The organism is Halomonas sp. TH-94 (assembly GCF_057473365.1).
On sequence record NZ_JBYCKL010000001.1, the window covers coordinates 52019 to 71204 of the forward strand.

At 66.2% G+C, this 19186-nt stretch carries 21 protein-coding genes and 1 pseudogene; 10 read left to right on the forward strand and 12 right to left on the reverse strand.

Translation table 11 applies throughout. The features are described 5' to 3' along the window. Positions 1 to 17 precede the first annotated feature (17 nt). Genes ahbB (AC2VNO_RS00235) through AC2VNO_RS00250 form a run of 4 tightly spaced genes read right to left on the reverse strand, consistent with a single transcriptional unit; the run spans position 18 to position 2011 of the window. Positions 18 to 566, reverse strand: coding sequence for a siroheme decarboxylase subunit beta (gene ahbB / locus AC2VNO_RS00235; RefSeq protein ID WP_486932260.1), 549 nt, complete (start codon positions 564 to 566; stop codon positions 18 to 20). Beyond that, positions 541 to 1023, reverse strand: coding sequence for an Lrp/AsnC family transcriptional regulator (locus AC2VNO_RS00240; RefSeq protein ID WP_486932261.1), 483 nt, complete (start codon positions 1021 to 1023; stop codon positions 541 to 543). The genes ahbB (AC2VNO_RS00235) and AC2VNO_RS00240 overlap by 26 nt, the downstream gene beginning before the upstream one ends. After that, positions 1020 to 1541: a siroheme decarboxylase subunit beta gene (gene ahbB / locus AC2VNO_RS00245; protein WP_486932262.1), complete on the reverse strand. Its 522-nt coding sequence runs from the start codon at positions 1539 to 1541 to the stop codon at positions 1020 to 1022. Before ahbB (AC2VNO_RS00245) ends, AC2VNO_RS00240 begins: the two co-directional genes overlap by 4 nt. After that, the gene (locus tag AC2VNO_RS00250) at positions 1538 to 2011 is read right to left on the reverse strand and encodes an AsnC family transcriptional regulator (protein ID WP_486932263.1); all 474 of its coding nucleotides are present in this window, start codon (positions 2009 to 2011) and stop codon (positions 1538 to 1540) included. The genes ahbB (AC2VNO_RS00245) and AC2VNO_RS00250 overlap by 4 nt, the downstream gene beginning before the upstream one ends. A gap of 268 nt (positions 2012 to 2279) precedes the next feature. On the opposite strand from AC2VNO_RS00250, the gene AC2VNO_RS00255 reads away from it, so the two are divergent. The 9 genes from AC2VNO_RS00255 to AC2VNO_RS00295 all read left to right on the forward strand — a co-directional run bounded on the left by AC2VNO_RS00255 (position 2280) and on the right by AC2VNO_RS00295 (position 10849). Beyond that, positions 2280 to 2666, forward strand: a complete 387-nt coding sequence (locus AC2VNO_RS00255; RefSeq protein WP_486932264.1) for a c-type cytochrome — start codon at positions 2280 to 2282, stop codon at positions 2664 to 2666. Next, positions 2645 to 3862, forward strand: a complete 1218-nt coding sequence (locus tag AC2VNO_RS00260) for a cytochrome D1 domain-containing protein (protein ID WP_486932265.1) — start codon at positions 2645 to 2647, stop codon at positions 3860 to 3862. Before AC2VNO_RS00255 ends, AC2VNO_RS00260 begins: the two co-directional genes overlap by 22 nt. A gap of 80 nt (positions 3863 to 3942) precedes the next feature. Beyond that, a complete protein-coding gene (locus AC2VNO_RS00265; RefSeq protein ID WP_486932266.1) occupies positions 3943 to 4506 on the forward strand; it encodes a YIP1 family protein in 564 nt (187 codons plus the stop codon). Positions 4507 to 4631: 125 nt separating this feature from the next. After that, complete coding sequence (hmpA, locus tag AC2VNO_RS00270) at positions 4632 to 5804, forward strand: NO-inducible flavohemoprotein (RefSeq protein WP_486932267.1); 1173 nt, start codon at positions 4632 to 4634, stop codon at positions 5802 to 5804. 138 nt (positions 5805 to 5942) lie between these two features. Next, on the forward strand, positions 5943 to 6938 hold the full coding sequence (gene ubiU, locus AC2VNO_RS00275) for a ubiquinone anaerobic biosynthesis protein UbiU (RefSeq protein WP_486932268.1): 996 nt from the start codon (positions 5943 to 5945) through the stop codon (positions 6936 to 6938). A 9-nt stretch (positions 6939 to 6947) separates the two neighbouring features. Beyond that, complete coding sequence (locus AC2VNO_RS00280; RefSeq protein WP_486932269.1) at positions 6948 to 7865, forward strand: U32 family peptidase; 918 nt, start codon at positions 6948 to 6950, stop codon at positions 7863 to 7865. Positions 7866 to 8056: 191 nt separating this feature from the next. Further along, entirely contained in the window at positions 8057 to 9787 is a 1731-nt protein-coding gene (locus AC2VNO_RS00285; protein ID WP_486932270.1) for a ribonucleoside triphosphate reductase, read from the forward strand. 49 nt (positions 9788 to 9836) lie between these two features. Beyond that, positions 9837 to 10001 carry an anaerobic ribonucleoside-triphosphate reductase gene (gene nrdD, locus AC2VNO_RS00290; protein WP_228573462.1) on the forward strand — a complete coding sequence of 55 codons (165 nt, stop codon included), beginning with the start codon at positions 9837 to 9839 and terminating at the stop codon, positions 9999 to 10001. 98 nt (positions 10002 to 10099) lie between these two features. Further along, complete coding sequence (locus AC2VNO_RS00295) at positions 10100 to 10849, forward strand: anaerobic ribonucleoside-triphosphate reductase activating protein (RefSeq protein WP_486932271.1); 750 nt, start codon at positions 10100 to 10102, stop codon at positions 10847 to 10849. Between the two features lies 1 nt (position 10850). Here AC2VNO_RS00295 and cdd read toward each other — a convergent pair whose 3' ends face one another. The 6 genes from cdd to AC2VNO_RS00325 are packed head-to-tail and all read right to left on the reverse strand — an operon-like array spanning position 10851 to position 16684. Next, on the reverse strand, positions 10851 to 11258 hold the full coding sequence (gene cdd, locus AC2VNO_RS00300; protein WP_486932272.1) for a cytidine deaminase: 408 nt from the start codon (positions 11256 to 11258) through the stop codon (positions 10851 to 10853). A gap of 8 nt (positions 11259 to 11266) precedes the next feature. Then, the gene (gene deoD / locus AC2VNO_RS00305) at positions 11267 to 11995 is read right to left on the reverse strand and encodes a purine-nucleoside phosphorylase (protein WP_486932273.1); all 729 of its coding nucleotides are present in this window, start codon (positions 11993 to 11995) and stop codon (positions 11267 to 11269) included. Between the two features lie 10 nt (positions 11996 to 12005). Then, positions 12006 to 13241: a phosphopentomutase gene (locus tag AC2VNO_RS00310; RefSeq protein ID WP_486932274.1), complete on the reverse strand. Its 1236-nt coding sequence runs from the start codon at positions 13239 to 13241 to the stop codon at positions 12006 to 12008. Further along, positions 13238 to 14599 carry a thymidine phosphorylase gene (gene deoA / locus AC2VNO_RS00315; RefSeq protein ID WP_486932275.1) on the reverse strand — a complete coding sequence of 454 codons (1362 nt, stop codon included), beginning with the start codon at positions 14597 to 14599 and terminating at the stop codon, positions 13238 to 13240. Before deoA ends, AC2VNO_RS00310 begins: the two co-directional genes overlap by 4 nt. Then, positions 14599 to 15372, reverse strand: coding sequence for a deoxyribose-phosphate aldolase (gene deoC, locus AC2VNO_RS00320; RefSeq protein WP_486932276.1), 774 nt, complete (start codon positions 15370 to 15372; stop codon positions 14599 to 14601). Before deoC ends, deoA begins: the two co-directional genes overlap by 1 nt. A 40-nt stretch (positions 15373 to 15412) precedes the next feature. After that, complete coding sequence (locus AC2VNO_RS00325; protein ID WP_486932277.1) at positions 15413 to 16684, reverse strand: NupC/NupG family nucleoside CNT transporter; 1272 nt, start codon at positions 16682 to 16684, stop codon at positions 15413 to 15415. Between the two features lie 289 nt (positions 16685 to 16973). Here AC2VNO_RS00325 and AC2VNO_RS00330 point away from each other — a divergent pair, with 289 nt between their 5' ends. Next, positions 16974 to 17729 (forward strand): DeoR/GlpR family DNA-binding transcription regulator, encoded by a 756-nt coding sequence (locus AC2VNO_RS00330; RefSeq protein ID WP_486932278.1) that lies wholly within the window; start codon positions 16974 to 16976, stop codon positions 17727 to 17729. Between the two features lie 79 nt (positions 17730 to 17808). On the opposite strand, the gene AC2VNO_RS00335 is transcribed toward AC2VNO_RS00330, so the two are convergent. Both AC2VNO_RS00335 and AC2VNO_RS00340 read right to left on the reverse strand, forming a co-directional pair. Further along, positions 17809 to 18564, reverse strand: a complete 756-nt coding sequence (locus tag AC2VNO_RS00335; protein WP_486932279.1) for a ribonucleoside-diphosphate reductase — start codon at positions 18562 to 18564, stop codon at positions 17809 to 17811. 75 nt (positions 18565 to 18639) lie between these two features. Then, a pseudogene (locus tag AC2VNO_RS00340) lies at positions 18640 to 19186 on the reverse strand (adenosylcobalamin-dependent ribonucleoside-diphosphate reductase); the annotation flags it as partial.

Genomic DNA, 19186 nt, shown 5'->3' on the forward strand with positions numbered 1-19186 from the left:
TCTGGCGCGGCGCAGGCTCAGCGCGGCGGACCGGGCCGGCGTGCAAGCCGCAGGCCGGTCTTCTTGAGAATGCGGGAGCTGTAAAGAATGCGGTGGTCGCGGCAGGCGTCGCCGAGGAGTTCACGCAGCGATTCGGCCTGACGCTCGACCTCGGCCTGGCTGCGCCCATGCAGCATCACGAACAGGTTGTAAGGCCATTCAGGCAGGTGGCGCGGGCGTCGGTAGCAGTGGCTGACGCCGGGGATGGCCGCCACTTCGCGTCCCAGCCGCTGGATGTGGGCGTCGTCCACGTCCCATACGGTCATGCCGTTGGCCACGTAGCCGAGCCGGTAGTGATTGGGCACCGCAGCGACACGGCGGATCACCCCGCTCGCCTGCATGCGCTGCATGCGCAGGCGTACCTCGTTGCCATCGAGGCCAAGGGGCTTGCCCACCGCACCCCAGGGGTCCGGCACCAGCGGCAAGCCCGCCTGGGTGGCGACGATGAGGGCGCGGTCGAGATCGTCCAGACCATCGGAGTCGACGGTGGCTTCCCGCGGCTCAGACGGGCAGGTGGAGACGGACATGGAATTCCTCCTGCTTGGGCATGTTGAATACCGTAAGGCCGGTGGCGGCCTCGATCGCCGCGATCACTTCACCGATACGTTCGGGGGTCTCGGTGGCCAGCACGAACCACATGTTGAGGCGGTGTTCGCGACGGTAGTTGTGGGCCACCTCGGGAAAGGCGTTGACCGCCGCGGTGACTCGCTCGAAATCGGCCTCCGGGACTTCCAGCGCAGCCAGGGTCAGCCCGCCGCCCAACCGCTCGGCGTGGTACATGGGGCCGAATCGGCTCAGCACTCCGGCCTCCAGCAGACGCTCGAGGCGGTAGAGCAGCTCCCCTTCGGAAAGCGAAATCTCCGCAGCCACGGCGGCATAGGGCGACTCGACCAGCGGCAGCCCATCCTGCAGGCGGTTGATGATGCGCCGATCGGCGCTGTCCAACTCGGCCGGCTCGGGCCGCTGGGTCCGTGCAAGGCTCATGACTGCTCCTCCCGGGTGTAGCGTCCGCCGCACTGCTTGTAGGCCTTGAGGCTGAACAGCACACGGTGGGGTATCTGCTGCAGACCCTGACGTTGGACGATTTCGTCCAGCGACCGCAGCACGCGCTCGCGCCGGGTGCCGTGGATCATGCAGAACAGGTTGTAGGGCCAGTCGGGCAGGCGCCGCGGGCGCCGATAGCAGAGCGTCACCGCAGGCTCCTCGGCAAGGCGCCGCCCTACCTCGGCCACGACGTCATCGGGCAGGTCCCACACCACCATGGCATTGGCGCGAATGCCCAGGGCGTGGTGCTTGACCACCAGTCCCATGCGCTTGATCAGGCCTTCGCGCTGCCAGCGCTCGACCCAGGCCAGCACCTCGCCTTCGCTCATGCCGCACTGCTCGGCCAACGCCTGCCAGGGGCGTGCGGTCAGCGGCAGGCCGCGCTCCAGCAGCGCCCGAAGCCGCTGCGTAGCAGAATCTTCGTGGGGAGAGATGGAAGCCATCGAAAGGCTGTTCATGACGCCTCCAGTTCGGCCCAGGGGATGGGGAAGCCGAGGTCGATGTGAAACCCCTCGACCATGGGCAGGCGCAGCAGCGGAGCGCCCAGCTCCTCTTCCAGCGCCTCGAGCCGCGCCTCGAGCCGACGCTCGTCGGGGGCGGTCATCACGAACCAGAGGTTGTAGTCGTGTTCACGTGCATAGTTGTGATTGACCCCCGGCGAGCGATTGATCACCTCAGCCACGCGATCGCGTTCGGCCTCGGGTACCGCCACCGCCGCCAGCAGGCTGGCACCGGCCCGGGCATGGTCGAAGACCGGCCCTACCCGGCTCAGAACCTGACACTGCTGCAGGGCCTGAAGGCGCTCGATCACTTGCGCCTCGCTCGCTCCCACACGCTCGGCCATGGCGGCAAAGGGACGCTCGCAGAGCGGCAGGCCGCGCTGAAAGGCATCGATGAGGTGACGGTCGAGTTCGTCGAGTGCAGCCATGGGCGGTTTCCAGGCAGGACGTTGGAAGCATGATCTTAAGCGGTATCTTACATGCGACATCAGTCCTGAAAGCGGCCATCGGCACTGGCGTTGACGCAAGTCAAAAGAGGTATTTCCAAAATGCCTTTATGGTGCCCCCAGCGCCTCTACTTGCCGTGGCATTGACACTCGTCAAAACAACGGCGAGGTCAGGGCGCAACACTGCGTGAACGCTGCGCCCCGTTTGGGCACGGCAAACGCTTTCTTTCGCTGCATCGTGAGGCTTCTCATGCATCTGCCGGCCCTGCTCCTGCTTCTTGGCTTGCTACTCCCGGCCGCCGCCATGGCGGAGCCCGGCGAGGAAACCCTCGACCCCCAGCGGCAGGCCGAGCTGGAAACCCTGCTCTACCAGGACTGCGGTTCCTGCCACGGCATGACCCTGCGCGGCGGGCTCGGCCCGGCACTGCCGCGCGATCGCATGGAAGGCTTCAGCGTCGAGGCGCTCGCCCACATCATTCAATACGGTATCCCCGGCAGCGCCATGCCCGGCTGGAAGGCCCTGCTCAGCGACGCTGAAGCACGCTGGCTGGCGGAGCATCTGCGTACCGACAACCGCCTGAAGACGCTGCAACAGATTGATCCCGGAGACTCGTCATGCCTATTCCTTACTCGCTGAAGACACTGCTTGCCGCCGGCGCCCTGGCCCTGCTTTCCACCAGTCAGGCCCTGGCCGAGACCCCCGCCTTGAACGGGGAGCTGCGCGGAACCGGCGACCTCGGCGTGGTCATCGAGCGGGCCACCGGCAGCGTGGCGCTGGTCGATACCACCCACAAGTCGGTGCTGCGCCATATCGAAGGCTTCGGCGATCTCTCCCACGCCTCGGTGAAGTTCACCCGCGACGCGCGCCGCGCCTTCGTCTTCGGTCGCGACGGTGGCCTGACGCGCCTCGACCTGCTCACCGGCGAGATCGACGGACGCATCATCCAGGGCGGCAACAGCATTGGCGGCGCCATCTCTCAGGACGGCCGCTTCGTGGCGGTGGGCAATTACGAGCCGGGCGGGGTGAAGGTCTTCGACACCGAGACCATGGAGCTGGTGATCGACGTGCCGGCCACCTATGAACGTCCCGATGGCAGCAGCGCCCAGGCCAAGGTGGTGGGCGTGGTGGACGTACCGGGCAACGTCTTCGTTTTCAGCCTGTTCGAGGCGGGCGAAATCTGGACCCTGGACATGTCCACGCCTGAACCCGAGCTGACCAAGTACCGCGACGTGGGCAGCATGCCCTATGACGCCCTGATCACCGCCAATGGCCGCTACTATATTGCCGGCCTGTTCGGCGAGGACGGCATGGCCCTGCTCGACCTGTGGCACCCGGAAAACGGCGTACAGCGCATACTGCCCGACTATGGCCAGGGCGAGCAGCGCCTGCCGGTGTACAAGATGCCCCACCTCGAAGGCTGGGCCATGGCCGGCGACCAGGCCTTCTTCCCCGCTGTTGGACGCAACGAGGTACTGGTGGCAGATACCCGGGACTGGTCGCTGACCCAGCGTATCGAAGTGCACGGCCAGCCGATTTTCGTCATGAGCCGCCCCGACGAGCGCCAGGTGTGGGTGACCTTCGCCCACCCGCTCAATGACAAAGTGCAGGTGATCGATACCCAGACCTTGGAGGTGATCCAGACCCTGTCGCCGGGCGAATCGATCCTGCACAAGGAGTTCACTCCCCGTGGCGAGCACATCTGGATCTCCGCCCGCGACAGCAACCAGGTGGTGGTCTACGACACGCGCACCTTCGAGGAACTGGCGCGATTGCCGGCGCAGTCGCCCAGCGGCATATTCTTCACCAATCGGGCGCATCGCATCGGCCTCTGAGCGCGCGATCTTGACAGGCTCTCGCCTCGCGGCTAAACCAAGGAAAATTATAATATTTTCCCTGACGCGAGAGCCCCTTGATGGACATCAACCATATCCTGCAACTGCCCTTCACCCATGAGGGCGGTTGGCAGCAGCTGCGGCGTCAGCGCCCTTCCCTCAATGCCCTGATCCTGCGTGTGGTGCTGCCGCTGTCATTGCTGCCACCGGTGATGCTGTACTACGCCATCCATCGACACGGCGACGCCCTGCTACCGGGCCTGGCCAAACGACCTTGGGAACTGATCGCCCCGATACTGCTCAGTGCCGAGCTGATCACCTTCCTGATCATGGGCTGGCTGATCCACGGCGTAGCGAGCTCCCACCGCCTGAAGCTCTCGCTGCACGATGCCTATCTGCTCGCCGCCATGGTGCCGCTGCCGCTGTGGTTCTCTGCGCTCACGCTGTTCGTTGCCGACATGCTCTTCATCGTCAGCGGCGTGCTGCTGGCACTCATGATCTCGTGCGGATTGATCTATCACGGCCTGCAGGCACTAGCCGAGCGCGAAGAGGCCGACGTGATGGTGATGTCGGCAACCTACATGGTGATCGCCTTCGGCCTGATGGCCTGGGGAGTGTTGCTGGCCCTGGTCTGGGTCCTCTAGTCGCTAATCCGAAGTTCCTGAACCGGGCCAGCCTCAGCACCGCGACAATGCGCCTCAGGATGGCGTGGATTTAAAGATGTATTTTATATGCATATTATAAATCCCCCCAGACGAAGGAGAGACGCATGCTCACCCAGCAGCAGGAGCAGCTCATCGAAGCCACCGCCCCGGTGGTCGCAGAGCACCTCGACGCCATTACCCAGCGCTTCTACCCGCTGATGTTCGCGCGCTACCCCGACGTGGCCTCGCTGTTCAACGCCGCCCACCAGCAGAGCGGTGCCCAGCAGCGTGCCCTGGCCGGTGCCGTGCTGGCCTACGTACAGCTGCGTCAGGATGCCGCCAGGGCGCGGGAAGTGCTTGGCATCGTCGTCGAGAAACACGTGTCGCTGGGTATTCAGCCGGATCAATACCCCATCGTCGGCGAATGCCTGATGGCCGCCATCGGCGAAGTACTGGGTGATGCCCTCACGCCGGAAATCGCCGCGGCCTGGGGTGCACTCTATGACGAGCTGGCCGGCCTGTTGATCGAGCTGGAGGAGCAGCGCTACTCCAGCTTCGCCCGGCAGCCCGGCGGCTGGCGCGGACTGCGCCGTTTCCGTATCGCCGCGACCCGCCAGGAGAGCGCAGTGATTCGCTCCTTCGTGCTGGAGCCCGAGGATGGCGGCCCCGTCGCCGAGCATCAGCCCGGCCAGTACATCGGCGTTCGTCTCACCATCGAGGGCGAGCCGGTCTACCGCCACTACAGTCTTTCCGACATACCCAATGGCCGCAGCTACAGGATCTCGATCAAGCGCGAGGCCGAGGGCCGTGTCAGCCGTCATTTTCATGACACCCTGAAAGTCGGCGAAAGCGTGGAGCTGCTGCCCCCGGCCGGCGACCTGATTCTCGCAGAGGGCGACGAGCCGCTGCTGCTGGCCAGCGGCGGCGTAGGGCAGACCCCGATGCTGCCGCTGGCCAAACAGGCGCTGACTCAGGGACGGCGCGTGGTCTACCTGCACGCCGCCCTGGACGCCGAACACCACGCCTTTCGTGACGACATCGCCGCGCTGGAGCGGCAATACCCGGACCGGCTCACGAGCGTATCGGTTCACGAGCGAGGCAACGCCGCCGACCATATCGGACGTATCGACCGTGAGTTCCTCGAGCGTTACCTACCGCAGGGCAAGCCGCGCTGCTACTTCGTCGGGCCTCAGGGCTTCATGTGTGCGGTGGATCAGGCCCTGGCGGAGCTCGGCGTCGACGAAAGTCGCCGCCATTTCGAGCACTTCGGCCCTTCACGGCCCCTCGACGCGGCCTGATCGCAGTGCGCCCTGGTGAACCAGGGCGCCAAGGCCTTCATTCGCCGCCAACTTCGCCTCGCCATGACCCGTATCAAAAGAGTGTTTCCGGTAGTCGACTAGCATGGTCGGGTTTACCCAGACTGCGAGGAGAGCGACATGGAGCTCGTCTGCCCGGCCGGCAACCTGCCGGCCCTGAAGCGGGCGGTGGATGAAGGCGCCGATGCCGTCTACTTCGGCTTCCAGAATGCCACCAATGCCCGGCAGTTCGCCGGCCTCAACTTCACCGACAAGCGCGCCCGTGAAGGCATCGAGTACGCCCATGCCCGTGGCAAGCGGGTATTCTGCGCCATCAATACCTATCCGCAGCCCGACGGCTGGGACCAGTGGACCCGCGCCGTGGACCAGGCCGCCGAGCTCGGCGTCGACGCCCTGATCATGGCCGACATGGGGCTGCTCGACTATGCCGCCCGGCGCCACCCCGATCTTGCCCGCCATCTTTCGGTGCAGGGCTCGGCCACCAGTCACGAGGCCCTGCGCTTCTACCACGACCAGTTCGGCATCAAGCGCGCCGTGCTGCCGCGGGTACTCTCCATCACCCAGGTGCGCGACCTGGCCAAGCAGAGCCCGGTGGAACTCGAGGTGTTCGCCTTCGGCAGCCTGTGCATCATGGCCGAGGGGCGCTGCTATCTGTCGTCATATCTCACCGGCGAATCCCCCAATACCCGCGGAGTCTGCTCGCCGGCGGCCCACGTGCGCTGGGAGGAAACCCCCGAAGGGCTGGAATCGCGCTTGAACGGCGTGCTGATCGACCGCTACGGCGAGGGCGAGCGGGCCGGCTACCCCACCCTGTGCAAGGGACGCTTCGAAGTGGGCGGCGAGACCTACCATGCCATCGAGGAGCCCACCAGCCTCAACACCCTGGAGCTGCTTCCCGAGCTGCGCGAGCTGGGTATCAGCGCGGTGAAGATCGAGGGTCGTCAGCGCAGCCCGGCCTACGTATCGAAGGTCGCCGGGATCTGGCGCCAGGCGCTGGATCGCCTCGAGCGAACGCCGGAGCGCTTCCACCCCGATCCCGCCTGGATGGCCGGCCTCGGCGAAGTTTCCGAGGGCGCCACCACCACCCTGGGCGCCTACGAACGCCGCTGGAAATAGGAGTACGGCATGTCGACTTCCCCTACGCTGCAGCTATCGCTGGGCCCGGTGCTGTTCTACTGGACCCGCGAGCGCTACGCCGACTTCTACCGCGAGGCCGCCGGCTGGCCGGTGGAGATCGTTCATCTTGGCGAGTCCGTCTGCTCGCGCCGCCGCGACATGAAGCTCGACGATTGGCTCGGTATCGGCCGCGAATTGGCCCAGAGCGGCAAGCAGGTGGTGCTGTCTAGCCAGACGTTGATCGAGTCCGAAGCCGACCTGCGCGATCTGCGCAAGCTGTGCGACAACGGCGAGTTCATGGTCGAGGCGAACGACCAGAGCGCTCTTCAGCGTTTGGCCGCCGCCGGCCTGCCCTTCGTCGCCGGTGCCGCGCTGAATCTCTACAACCCGGCCTCCATCGGCGTGATGGCCCGTGCCGGTATGCAACGCTGGCAGGCGCCGGTGGAGATGTCGCGTGACGATCTCGCCCGGCTGCTCTCCGATTGCGCCACTGAGGGACTGGACCAGCCCTGCGAGGTGTTCGCCTATGGCCACCTGCCGCTGGCCTGGTCATCGCGCTGCTTCACCGCTCGGCGCCACCAGAAACCCAAGGACCGCTGCCAGTTCGTGTGCCAGAAGTACCCCGAAGGCCTGGCGCTGCGCTCCCAGGAATCCAAGGAAGTATTCACCCTGAACGGCATCCAGACGCTTTCCGGTGCCTGCCAGGACCTGCGCCACGAGGTCGGCGACATGGCCGCAATGGGTGTGGCGGTGGCACGGCTGAGCCCCCGCGCCGAGGGCATGGCAGAGGTCGTCGCCGCCTTCGACGCCGCTCGCCGCGGCGTGTTGCCCGCCGCCGACCCGCTGACGCTGGTCGAGGCCGAGGTCTGCGACGGCTACTGGCACGGCCGCCCGGGCATGGACAACACCCGCCTACCTGCCGGCTGAACGGCCCATGGTGAGCGCCTTTGCGGTCATGTTCGAGCCCCGCCGCCCGGCGGGGCTTGTCGTTTGCGAGGGTGACAATTCGCCGTTTTCTGATCTGGGTCATGTTCTCCCGCTGCCGAAGGCACTAGCCTTCCACACACCATATGTTGTGTATCGAAACACCAAACGGCAGCACATATAGGGAGATTACGGTGAACGCCCCCACCCGCCAGGCCGACCCGCGCCGCATCGACGTCGCCTCTACCGTCAACGAATATCTCGAACGCGCCGACTGGCGCGTGCACGCCAACGCCAACCAGGGCTACTCCCTGGGCGGGCTGATCCTCAACGTGTCGGGCAAGCTGATCGCCAATTACTGGCTCGACGAGGTCTACCCGGCGGAAATCGGCGCCGCCCACCGCGAGGGCGACCTGCACATCCACGATCTCGACATGCTGTGCGGCTACTGCGCCGGCTGGTCGCTGCGCCAGCTGCTCATCGAGGGGTTCAACGGCGTTCCCGGGCGCGCCGAGAGCGATCCGCCCCGCCATCTCTCCAGCGCCCTGGGGCAGATGGTCAACTTCCTCGGCACGCTGCAGAACGAGTGGGCCGGCGCCCAGGCCTTCAGCTCCTTCGATACCTATCTCGCGCCCTACGTGCGCAAGGACGGCCTCGACTTCGCAGCGGTGAAGCAGGCGATCCAGGAGTTCATCTACAACCTCAACGTACCGTCGCGCTGGGGCAGCCAGACGCCCTTCACCAACCTCACCTTCGACTGGGTGTGCCCGGCGGACCTGCGCGATCAGGTGCCGATCGTCGGCGGCGAGGAGCAGCCGTTCACCTACGGCGAACTGCAGGCGGAGATGGACCTGATCAACCGCGCCTACCTGGAAGTAATGGAAGCGGGCGACCGTCAGGGCCGGGTGTTCACCTTCCCCATCCCCACCTACAACATCACCCCGGATTTCGACTGGGAGAGTGACAACGCCGAGCGGCTGTTCGCACTGACCGCCAAGTACGGCCTGCCCTACTTCCAGAACTTCCTCAACTCGGATCTGGAGCCGCACATGGTGCGCTCCATGTGCTGCCGCCTGCAGCTCGATCTCACCGAACTGCTCAAGCGCGGCAACGGCCTGTTCGGCAGCGCCGAGCAGACCGGCTCGCTGGGGGTGGTGACGCTCAACTGCGCGCGCCTGGGCTACCGCTACTCCGGCGACCGGGCGGGGCTGCTCAAGGAGCTCGACCGCCTGCTGGACCTGGGCCGCGACAGCCTGGAGCTCAAGCGCGGGTGCATCCAGCAGTGGATGGACGAGGGGCTCTACCCCTACACCCAGCGCTACCTTGGCACCCTGCGCAACCACTTCTCCACCCTGGGGGTGAACGGCCTCAACGAGATGGTGCGCAACTTCTCGGAAGACCGCTACGACATTACCGCCCCGGAGGGGCGCCAGCTGGCACTGGAGGTTCTCGACCACGTGCGTGCCAGAATGCAGGAATTCCAGGCCGAGACCGGCCACCTCTATAACCTGGAAGCGACCCCGGCGGAAGGCACCACCTATCGCTTCGCCCGTGCCGACGCCGAACGTTACCCCGGCATTCTGCAGGCGGGTACGCCGGAAGCGCCCTATTACACCAACTCGAGCCAGCTGCCGGTGGGGCATACCGACGACCCCTTCGAGGCGCTGATCCATCAGGACCCGCTGCAGACCCGCTACACCGGCGGCACCGTGCTGCACCTCTACATGCGCGAGCGGCTCTCCAGCGCCACCGCCTGTCGCAAGCTGGTGCAGACCGCCCTGTCGCGCTTCCGCCTGCCCTACATCACCGTAACGCCGACCTTCTCGATCTGCCCGGTGCACGGCTACCTGGCCGGCGAACACGAGTTCTGTCCGAAGTGCGACGAAGCACTGTTGGCAAGACGCGCCGCGGCCGTACCGGCCTGAGCGTTTTTTCACCCCCACTATTTTATCCACCACTGGAAGGAGCCAAGCCATGACGAACATCGACACCCTGCCCACCGAACAACGCCAGCGCTGCGAAGTGTGGACGCGTGTGATGGGATACCACCGCCCGGTCAGCCAGTTCAACGTCGGCAAGCGTTCCGAGCATCGCGAGCGCCGCCATTTCACCGAGCGGGCCGCCGCCCTGCCGACCTGATTCCAAGCGCTGACGACGCAATCTACGCTGCCGGGCTTCGTGCCCGGCATGCGCCCTCAGCCTGGTAAAGAAGCCTCAGCTTGGTAAGGAGATTTCTCATGATCGCCACCGACCTCGACTCGTCCTCTGCCGAGCCTCTCGACGGCATTCGCTTGCCCATTGCCGGCATGACCCAGATGACCACCCTGGACTACCCGGATCACCTGGCCTGCGTAGTCTTCCTGCAGGGCTGCCCGCTGCGCTGCGGCTACTGCCACAATGGTCACATGATGCCGCCGCGCCGCGGCGACGAGAGCGAATGGCAGGCGTTACGAGAGTTTCTCGAGGAGCGAAGAGGGCTGCTCGAGGCGGTGGTGTTCAGCGGCGGCGAGCCTACGCTGCACAATGCCCTGCCGGCCGCCGTGCGCGAGGTGAAGGCGATGGGTTTCAAGGTGGGCTTGCACACCGCCGGGCCCTATCCCGCGCGGCTCTCTCGCTTGCTACCGAATCTCGACTGGGTGGGGCTCGACGTGAAGGGGCGCGGGAGCGACTTCGACCGTATCTGCGGGCGGCCCGGCATCTGGCAGCGCAACAGCCAGAGCCTGATGGCGCTGCTCGACAGCGGCGTGGCCTTCGAATGCCGCACCACCGTACACTGGCGCGATTTCGACTTGGCCGACGTGGAGCGCCTGGCGCTGACCTTGGCCGACTGCGGCGTGCGCCATTACGCCATCCAGGTGGCCCGCACCCGCCAGTGCCTCGACCCGGCCTATTGCCAGCCGGTGGAGAACGCCCCGTCGCAGGCCATGCTCGCCGGGCTGGTCAGGCGTCTGAGGCCGCATTTCGAACGTATCCAACTGCGCGAGTGAACTAGTGGCTAAGATTTTCCGGCCCGAAGGCATCGGGCAGCAGTTCTTCGATGCTGTAGCGCTTGAGCAGCCTGCCCTCGGCGTTCACCACGTGGATGCGGGTCTGCGCGTCGGCGAACTCGCGGATGCGCTGGCGACAGTCGCCGCAGGGAGAGCAGAGGTACTCACCAGGGCCGATGACGTAGACGTTGCGTAGATGACGCTCGCCGGCACTGACCATGGCGGCGATTGCCGAGGCCTCGGCGCACAGCCCCTTGTAGTGAGCCACTTCCACGTTGGCGCCATAGAAGTGCGCGCCGCTCTCGCTCTCCACCATGGCGCCCACCGGGTGCTGCGAATAGGGCGCATAGGCGTTACCGCGCACCTCGATCAATGCGGCGACGATGGCCGGATCGACGGCGTCTCTCATGTCAAGGCTCATGCCGAAACCCCCGCGTCGTCACGCAGTACCGCGTCGAGGGCCACCTCGACCATCTCGTTGAAGCTGCGTTCGCGGGCTTCGCTGGGCAGCGACTCGCCCTTCAGGATGTGATCCGACACGGTGCAGATGGTCATCGCCCTGGCGCCAAACTCCGCCGCCACGCCATAGAGCCCCGCCGCTTCCATCTCCACGCCGACGATGCCGTAGCGTTTCATCAGTTCGAAAAGCTCGCCCTGGGGAGTGTAGAACAGGTCCGCCGAGAACAGGTTGCCCACCTTCACCGCCACGCCCTGGGCCGCAGCGGCGTCAACCGCGTGGCGAGTCAGCTCGAAGTCGGCGATGGCGGCGAAATCGTGGCCCATGAAGCGGGTGCGGTTGACCGCCGAATCGGTGCTCGCGCCGAGCCCGATCACCACGTCGCGTACCGCCACGTCGTCGCGTACCGCACCGCAGGAGCCGACCCGGATCAGCCGCTTCACGCCATAGTCGGTGATCAGCTCCTTGGCGTAGATGGAGACCGAGGGGATGCCCATGCCGTGGCCCATCACCGAGACCTCGCGGCCGCGGTAGCGGCCGGTGAAGCCAAGCATGTTGCGCACGCTGTTCACCTCACGCGCGTCCTCGAGAAAGGTTTCGGCGATGTACTTGGCGCGCAGCGGATCGCCGGGCATCAGTACGGTATCGGCGAAGATGCCGCGTTCGCCCTGGATATGGGGAGTCGCCATGTCGAGGCTCCTATGCAGCGAGAGGCTTGGAAAGAAAGCTTGTGCCGTCGGCCATGGGCGCCAGGCCCAGATGCGCCGCGAGGCTCTGACCGATATCGGCGAAGGTGTCGCGTGCCTCCAGCGAGCCGGGGGCAAGCCCCGCCCCCAGGGCCAGCACCGGCACCCTTTCGCGGGTGTGGTCCGTGCCGGGCCAAGTGGGGTCGCAGCCATGGTCGGCGGTGAGAATCAGCAGATCGTCGTCGCGCAGCTTGGCCAGCAGCTCGGGCAGGCGTGCGTCGAAGGCCTCCAGTGCGGCGGCATAGCCGGCCACGTCGCGACGGTGACCGTAGAGGGTGTCGAAGTCGACGAAATTGGTCATCAGCAGCGAACGCTCGCCGGCTTCTTCAAGGGCCGCCAGGGTGGCGTCCATCAGCGCGTCGTGGCCGCTGGCCTTGAGCGTGCGCGTCACCCCGCAGTGGGCATAGATATCGGCGATCTTGCCGATGGCAAACACCTCGCCGCCGTCGTCACACAGCTTCTGCAGCACCGTGGGCGCGGGCGGCTCGACGCTGTAGTCGCGGCGGTTGCCGGTGCGGGCGAAGTCCGCCGCCTGCTTGCCGACGAAGGGCCGTGCGATCACCCGGCCGATGTTGTAGGGCTCGAGCAGGCGCCGGGCGGTCTCGCACAGGGCGTGGAGCCGCTCGAGGCCGAAGGTTTCCTCGTGGGCGGCGATCTGGAACACCGAGTCCGCCGAGGTGTAGACGATGGGCTTGCCGCTCGCCATGTGCTCTTCGCCGAGCCGGGCGATGACCTCGGTGCCCGAGGCGTGGCAGTTGCCCAGCACGCCGGGGAGCTCGCCCTCCCGAATCAGCGCCTGGAGCAGCTCGGGCGGAAAACTCTCCTCACGATCGAGGAAGTAGCCCCAGTCGAAACGTACCGGCACGCCGGCGATCTCCCAGTGGCCCGAGGGGGTATCCTTGCCCGAGGATATCTCGCTCGCGTGGCCATAGGCGCCGACCACTTCGGCGGGAACCTCGACGCCCTCGGCCCAGGCGCCTGTGCTTTCGCGGTGGGCATGAAATAGCCCCAGCCGGGCCAGGTTGGGCAGCGCCAGCGGGCCTCGGCGCGTAGCGTTGTCGCACTGTCCGCGGGAGCAGGCGGCGGCGATATGGCCCAGGGTATCGGCCCCGGCATCGCCGAACTGCTGGGCATCCGGCGCACCGCCGATGCCGAAGGAGTCGAGTACCAGCACGATGGCGCGAGTCATGGCACCTCCCGACGGATCACGTCTTGAATGAGTGTAGGCAGTGTGACGTCGCCGAGTCCGACGTCGTTCACTTCTATGGCCACCCTGAGCTGGGCAGCGGCACGCTCGGCATCGGCCTCGCTTCTCGCATGTACCCAGGCCAGCGGGCGCTCGCCGTCGACCTCCTCGCCGAGGGCGGCAATGCCGGTAAGGCCGACGGCGGGATCGATGGAATCCTGCGCCACCCGTCGCCCGCCGCCCAGTGCCACCACGGCGAGTCCCACGGCACGAGTGTCCATGCGAGTGACCCGCCCGCTGCGCTCGGCGTGGACGGGGCGAACGACGGCTGCCTGGGGCAGATGGCGATCGTGATGTTCGAGCAGGTCGGCGGGGCCGCCCAGGCCCGTCACCATGCGCGCGAAGCGCTCGGCGGCGGCGCCGCTGGCGAGCCGTTCGTTCAGCAGGGCCAGGGCTGCCTCGCGGCTTTCGGCCAGCTTGCCGGCCAACAGCAGCTCGGCGGCCAGCGTGCGGGTCACCTCCAGCAGGCGCCCGCCCCGCTTGTTGCCGAGGAGCAGGTCGATGGCCTCGCGCACCTCGACGGCGTTGCCGGCGCAGGGCGCCAGCGGCTGGCTCATGTCGGTAAGCAGCGCGGTGGTCGGCGTGCCGGCCCGACTCGCCACCTCGGCGATGGTCTCGGCCAGCTCGCGTGATTTTTCCAAGGTAGGCATAAAGGCACCGCTGCCGCTCTTGACGTCCATCACCAGGGCATCGAGGCCGCAGGCGAGCTTCTTGCCCAGTATCGAGCTGACGATCAGCGGCAGCGACTCCACCGTGGCGGTGACGTCGCGGATGGCATAGAGCCGCCGGTCGGCCGGCGCCAGCTCGGCGGTCTGGCCGACGATGGCCACGCCTGCCTCGCGCACCAGGCGACGAAAGCTCTCCCGCGTAGGAGCGATGTCGTAGCCGGGAATCGCTTCGAGCTTGTCCAGGGTGCCACCGGTGTGGCCCAGGCCGCGGCCGGAAACCATCGGCACGAAGCCGCCGCAGGCGGCGACCCACGGCCCCAGCACCAGCGAGACGAGATCGCCCACCCCGCCGGTTGAGTGCTTGTCGAGTACCGGCCCCGGCAGGTCCAGATCCGGGCCCAAGCCGCGCCACGCCAGCACTTCGCCGGAGTCGCGCACGGCTTCGGTCAGCGCCACCGTCTCGCCGGCGTTCATTCCGTTGAGAAAGATCGCCATGGCCAGCGCCCCCACCTGGGCATCGGAGAGGCTGCCGTCGCTGATGCCTTCCACCAGTTCGCCAATCGCCTCGGGCGAGAGCGCCTCGCCGTCGCGCTTGGCGCGGATCAGTTCCTGAGGAAGGTTGCGGAAGGCCATCAGTAGCCCTCCGACGAGCCTTTGCCCTCCCCGACGCCCAGGGTCTCGAGCAGGCTGCCAAGCAGCCCCGAAGCGCCGAAGCGGAAGTGTGCCGGGGTGATCCAGCCCGCCCCCATCACCCGCTCGGCGAGCTGCAGGTAGGCGGCGGCAACCTCGGCGGTACGCACGCCGCCGGCGGCCTTGAAGCCCACGTCGCGCCCGCTCGCCTTGATCGCGGTAAGCAGGATCTTGGCGGCATCCAGGGTGGCATTGACCGCCACCTTGCCGGTGGAGGTCTTGAGGAAGTCGGCGCCGCCGTCGATGGCCAGCATGCCGGCGCGGTCGATCAGGCCTGCGTCCTTGAGCTCGCCGGTTTCCAGGATCACCTTGAGCACGGCATCGCCGCACTCGCGCTTGCAGGCGGCGACCAGTTCGCGGCCGACCTCGGCATCGCCCGACATCAGGGCGCGGTAGGGAAACACCACGTCGACCTCGTCGGCACCTGCGGCGATGGCCGCCCGGGTCTCGGCAGCGGCGCGCTCGACATTCGCCTCGCCATGGGGAAAGTTGGTCACCGTGGCCACCTTCACTTTGCCGGTCAGGCCCTGCTCGGCCAGCGCCGCGCGTGCGGTCTCGACGAAGGCGGGGTAGACGCACACCGCCGCCGGGTGCCCCGCGGGCGTATTGGCTCGGACGCACAGTTCGCGAATGATGGCGTCGCTGTCATCGTCGTTGAGGCTGGTAAGATCCATCAGCGTCAGCGCCTGACGGGCGGCCTGCTGCAGTTCGGTCATGGGGTTACCTGTCGAAGCGATAGGAAGGTGGCGGCAAGCATCAGATGGCGCCTCCCAGGGCGAGGAAGAAACCGGCGATGGCGGCCGACATCAGATTGGAGAGCGTACCCGCCAGTACCGCCTTCAGGCCGAAGCGGGCAATGTCCTGGCGACGGCTGGGGGCGATGCTGCCCAGGCCGCCGAGCAGAATGGCGATGGAAGACAAGTTGGCGAAGCCGCACAGGGCGAAGGAGAGACTGGCGACGGTGTGCCCGCTCATGGCCTGGCCGGTATTGGCCACCATCGACGTGCCCTCTATGTAGGGCGACAGGTTGATGAAGGCGACGAATTCGTTCACCACCAGCTTCTGGCCGATGAAGGAGCCGGCCAATGTGGCCTCCTCCCAGGGTACACCGAGCACGAAGGCGAGCGGTGCGAACAGCCAGCCCAGGATCAGTTCCAGGCTCAGCTGCTCGACGCCGATCCAGCCGCCCACGCCGCCGAGCATGCCGTTGATCAACGCGATCAGTCCGATGAAGGCGAGCAGCATGGCGCCGACGTTGGCCGCCAGGCGCAGCCCCGACGAAGCCCCCGATGCAGCGGCATCGAGGATGTTGACCGGCCGGTCCTCCGCCTCGATCACCTCGTTGGCCTCTTCGACGTCGTCAACCGGCTGCTGGGTCTCGGGCATGATCAGCTTGGCGAACAGAAGCCCACCGGGGGCCGCCATGAACGAGGCCGCCACCAGATACTCCATGGGGATGCCCAGCGCCGCGTAGCCGGCCAGTACCGAGCCCGCCACCGAGGCCAGGCCGCCGCACATCACTGCGAACAGCTGCGAGGGGGTCATGCGGGCGATGAAGGGCCTTACCACCAGCGGCGCCTCGGTCTGACCCACGAAGATGTTGGCGGTGGCCGAGAGCGACTCGGTGCGCGAGGTACCCAGTGCCTTCTGCAGCGCGCCGCCGAGGATGCGAATCACCCACTGCATGATGCCGATGTAGTAGAGCACGGCGATCAGTGAGGAGAAGAAGATGATGACCGGCAGCACCTTGATGGCGAAGACGAAGCCGACATTGCCGGTATCGGCCAGGCCACCGAAGAGGAAATCGATGCCGTCGTTGGCGTAGAGCACCACCTGGCTGACACCGGCCGAAATGGTCTGCAGCACCGCCTGACCGAACGGCACATAGAGCACGAAGGCGCCGATACCGGCCTGGATGGCGAAGGCACCGCCCACGGTTCGCAGCCGAATGTCGCGCCGGCTGGTGGAGAAAACGAGTGCAATGGCGATCAGCGTCGCCATGCCGATCAGGCTCATGATGGCGGTCATGGGATCCTTCCTCTGGTGCCGGCGGCGATGTGGCTGCACCCGCCGCATCTGGTTGTCATCATGGCAGCGCTGTGGAAGGCCGCATGAATGTTAAAATCATAACATAGGATGTTAATTAGCCAACATCCAGCCTTCCAAATGCACGAAGAGGGAGCGTCGATCCGGTATGCTCGAACACCCTGTTTGGACAGTGGGAGTGGAAAACAGCCTTCCGCTGGCTCAGCATAGAGCTGCCTAAGCAGGCTTCGAGCCTAGAATTTCGTACGTGGGCCAAGTAGGAGAGCAACGAATGAAAGACCGCAGCACCATGCGCCTGACCCGTCTGCAGAAGGCGCTGGCCGGCGGCGGTTTCCTCCACCTCAGCGAGGCGGCCCGGCTGTGCGGCGTCTCGGAGATGACCATTCGCCGTGACGTGGCAGCCAGCAGCGGCACCATGACGCTGCTGGGTGGCCGTTTGGTGATGGCCGACGACCCGCGCTATGCGCCCGCCTATGACCTCGACCGTCAGAAGGACAGCCACGCCATGGCCAAGCAACGGCTATGCGAGCGAGCCGCCGGCTTCATTGCCGACGGCGATACGCTGTTCATCGACTGCGGCACCACCCTGCTGCCGCTGGTCGGCTTGCTCACCGCCTGCAGGCAGCTCACCGTGGTGACCTACGCACTCAATGTCGCCAATGCCGTCAGCCTGCTGCCGGAAGTGCGCCTGATACTGTTGGGTGGCCTCTACTATGGCGCCTCTCAGTCTTTCGGCGGCGAGACGATGGAAGACGCCATACGTCGCTTGGGTATCAACCGCGCCTTCATCTCCGCCGCCGGCGTTCATGCCGAGCGCGGCGTGAGCTGCTTTCACTTTCATGAAGTCGCCCCCAAGCAGGCCGCCATCGCCAGCGCCGAGCAGCGCCTGCTGGTGGTGGACGAGAGCAAGATCGACCAGGTCCGCCCGGCCTACTTCGCCCAACTGAACGACTTCGACGTGGTCATCACCGACGGCGACATGAGGCTGTCAGCCGACGGCAACGGTCCCAGAATCGTCGCCGCCTGACCCGGACACGACGAAGCCGGAGCAAGTCCGGCTTCGTGGGTGATGGTAATGGTCGAGCGCAGCCAGTTTTCGTCCAAGCCTACCCGCATTTGGACCAGCCACATCCTGCATAGCAGGTCGGACATCCATCCATCATGATCAGCTCGCCGCGACACTCCGGGCAGTGGCCCACCACCGTGGGGCCGTCGCCCTTATCTTCGGCGACTGCCGCCTTGGCCTGTTTCTCGGCCCGGTCTTCCTCTTCCGGGGTGGGCGGCTGCCAGGGGTGGCCGTGGGTCAGGCGGTGGGCATAGCGACGCACCAGCTCCTCCACCGGCACTTGGTTGCCGTCCTGGTCGAGGAAGCCGCGACGATAGAGAATCTGCTGAATCGACCAGGCGATGGCGGCGACTTCGGAGTCGTGGAACATCGGCTTGCCCCAGCGGTTCATGCCGCAGCGCACCAGGCCCTTGTCCCAAGCCACCTTGCGCAGGTCGGCCACCGCCTGGGTGACGTAGCCGCCGCGAGCGGCCAGCGACAGGCTGCGCATGGTGGCGGTGATCCACTGGTGCTCGCTGGAGAGCTGGCCGGAGGGGAAGAAGAACTCCACCGGGCGCTCGATCACCACCCGCTTGCCGTCGAGCACGCCCTCCACTGGCATGAAGGAGACCAGCAGGTAGACCTTCTTGCGGCCTTCGGCGCCGACATAGGAGATCTTCTCGGAGACGGCCTCCAGGGTGCCCTCGGGGCGCGAGGGAATGCGCACCGTGAGCGGGTTCTCGTCGGCCAGCGGCGCCTCTTGCACCGCCTTCTTGACGCTGTAGGAAACGATCTTTGACTTGATCTCGACGGCCATCAGCGGGCTCCTCCGGAAATTGGTGCGTTGACGCTCGAGTAACGGTGTCTCAGGACCGACACGAGCGAACCCTCTTTACCACTTGCCATAGGTGCCTTCCTTCAACGCGTCATAAAGGTTCGCTGCGTTGTGCTCCTCGCCGTCGTAAACCACCTTCTCGTCGCCGGAGAGCTCAAGCGTCTCGCCGTTCTCGAGCTCGAATACATAAGTGGTGTTCTTGAGATCGTCCTCGCGCACCAGCACGCCCTGGAACGCTTCGGGGTTGAAGCGGAAGGTGGTGCAGCCCTTGAGCTTGCTCTGGTAGGCGTCCAGATAGAGATCCTTGAACTGCTCGAAGGGGAAATCGGTGGGCACGTTGACCGTCTTGGAGATTGCCGAGTCGACCCACGCCTGGGCCGCGGCCTGCACCGCCACGTGCTGCGGCGGGGTCACCGCATCGGCGGTGATGAAGTAGTCGGGCAGGTCGCTCTCCACCGCGTCGCTGGCGATGAAGTGACGGTAGGCGGCGAGCTCGAAGGAGACCACCTCCACCTGCTCCTTGGTTTTCTTGCCCGACTGGATCACGTTGCGGAAGTAACGGTGCGAGAACGACGGCTCGATGCCGTTGGAGGCGTTGTTGCCC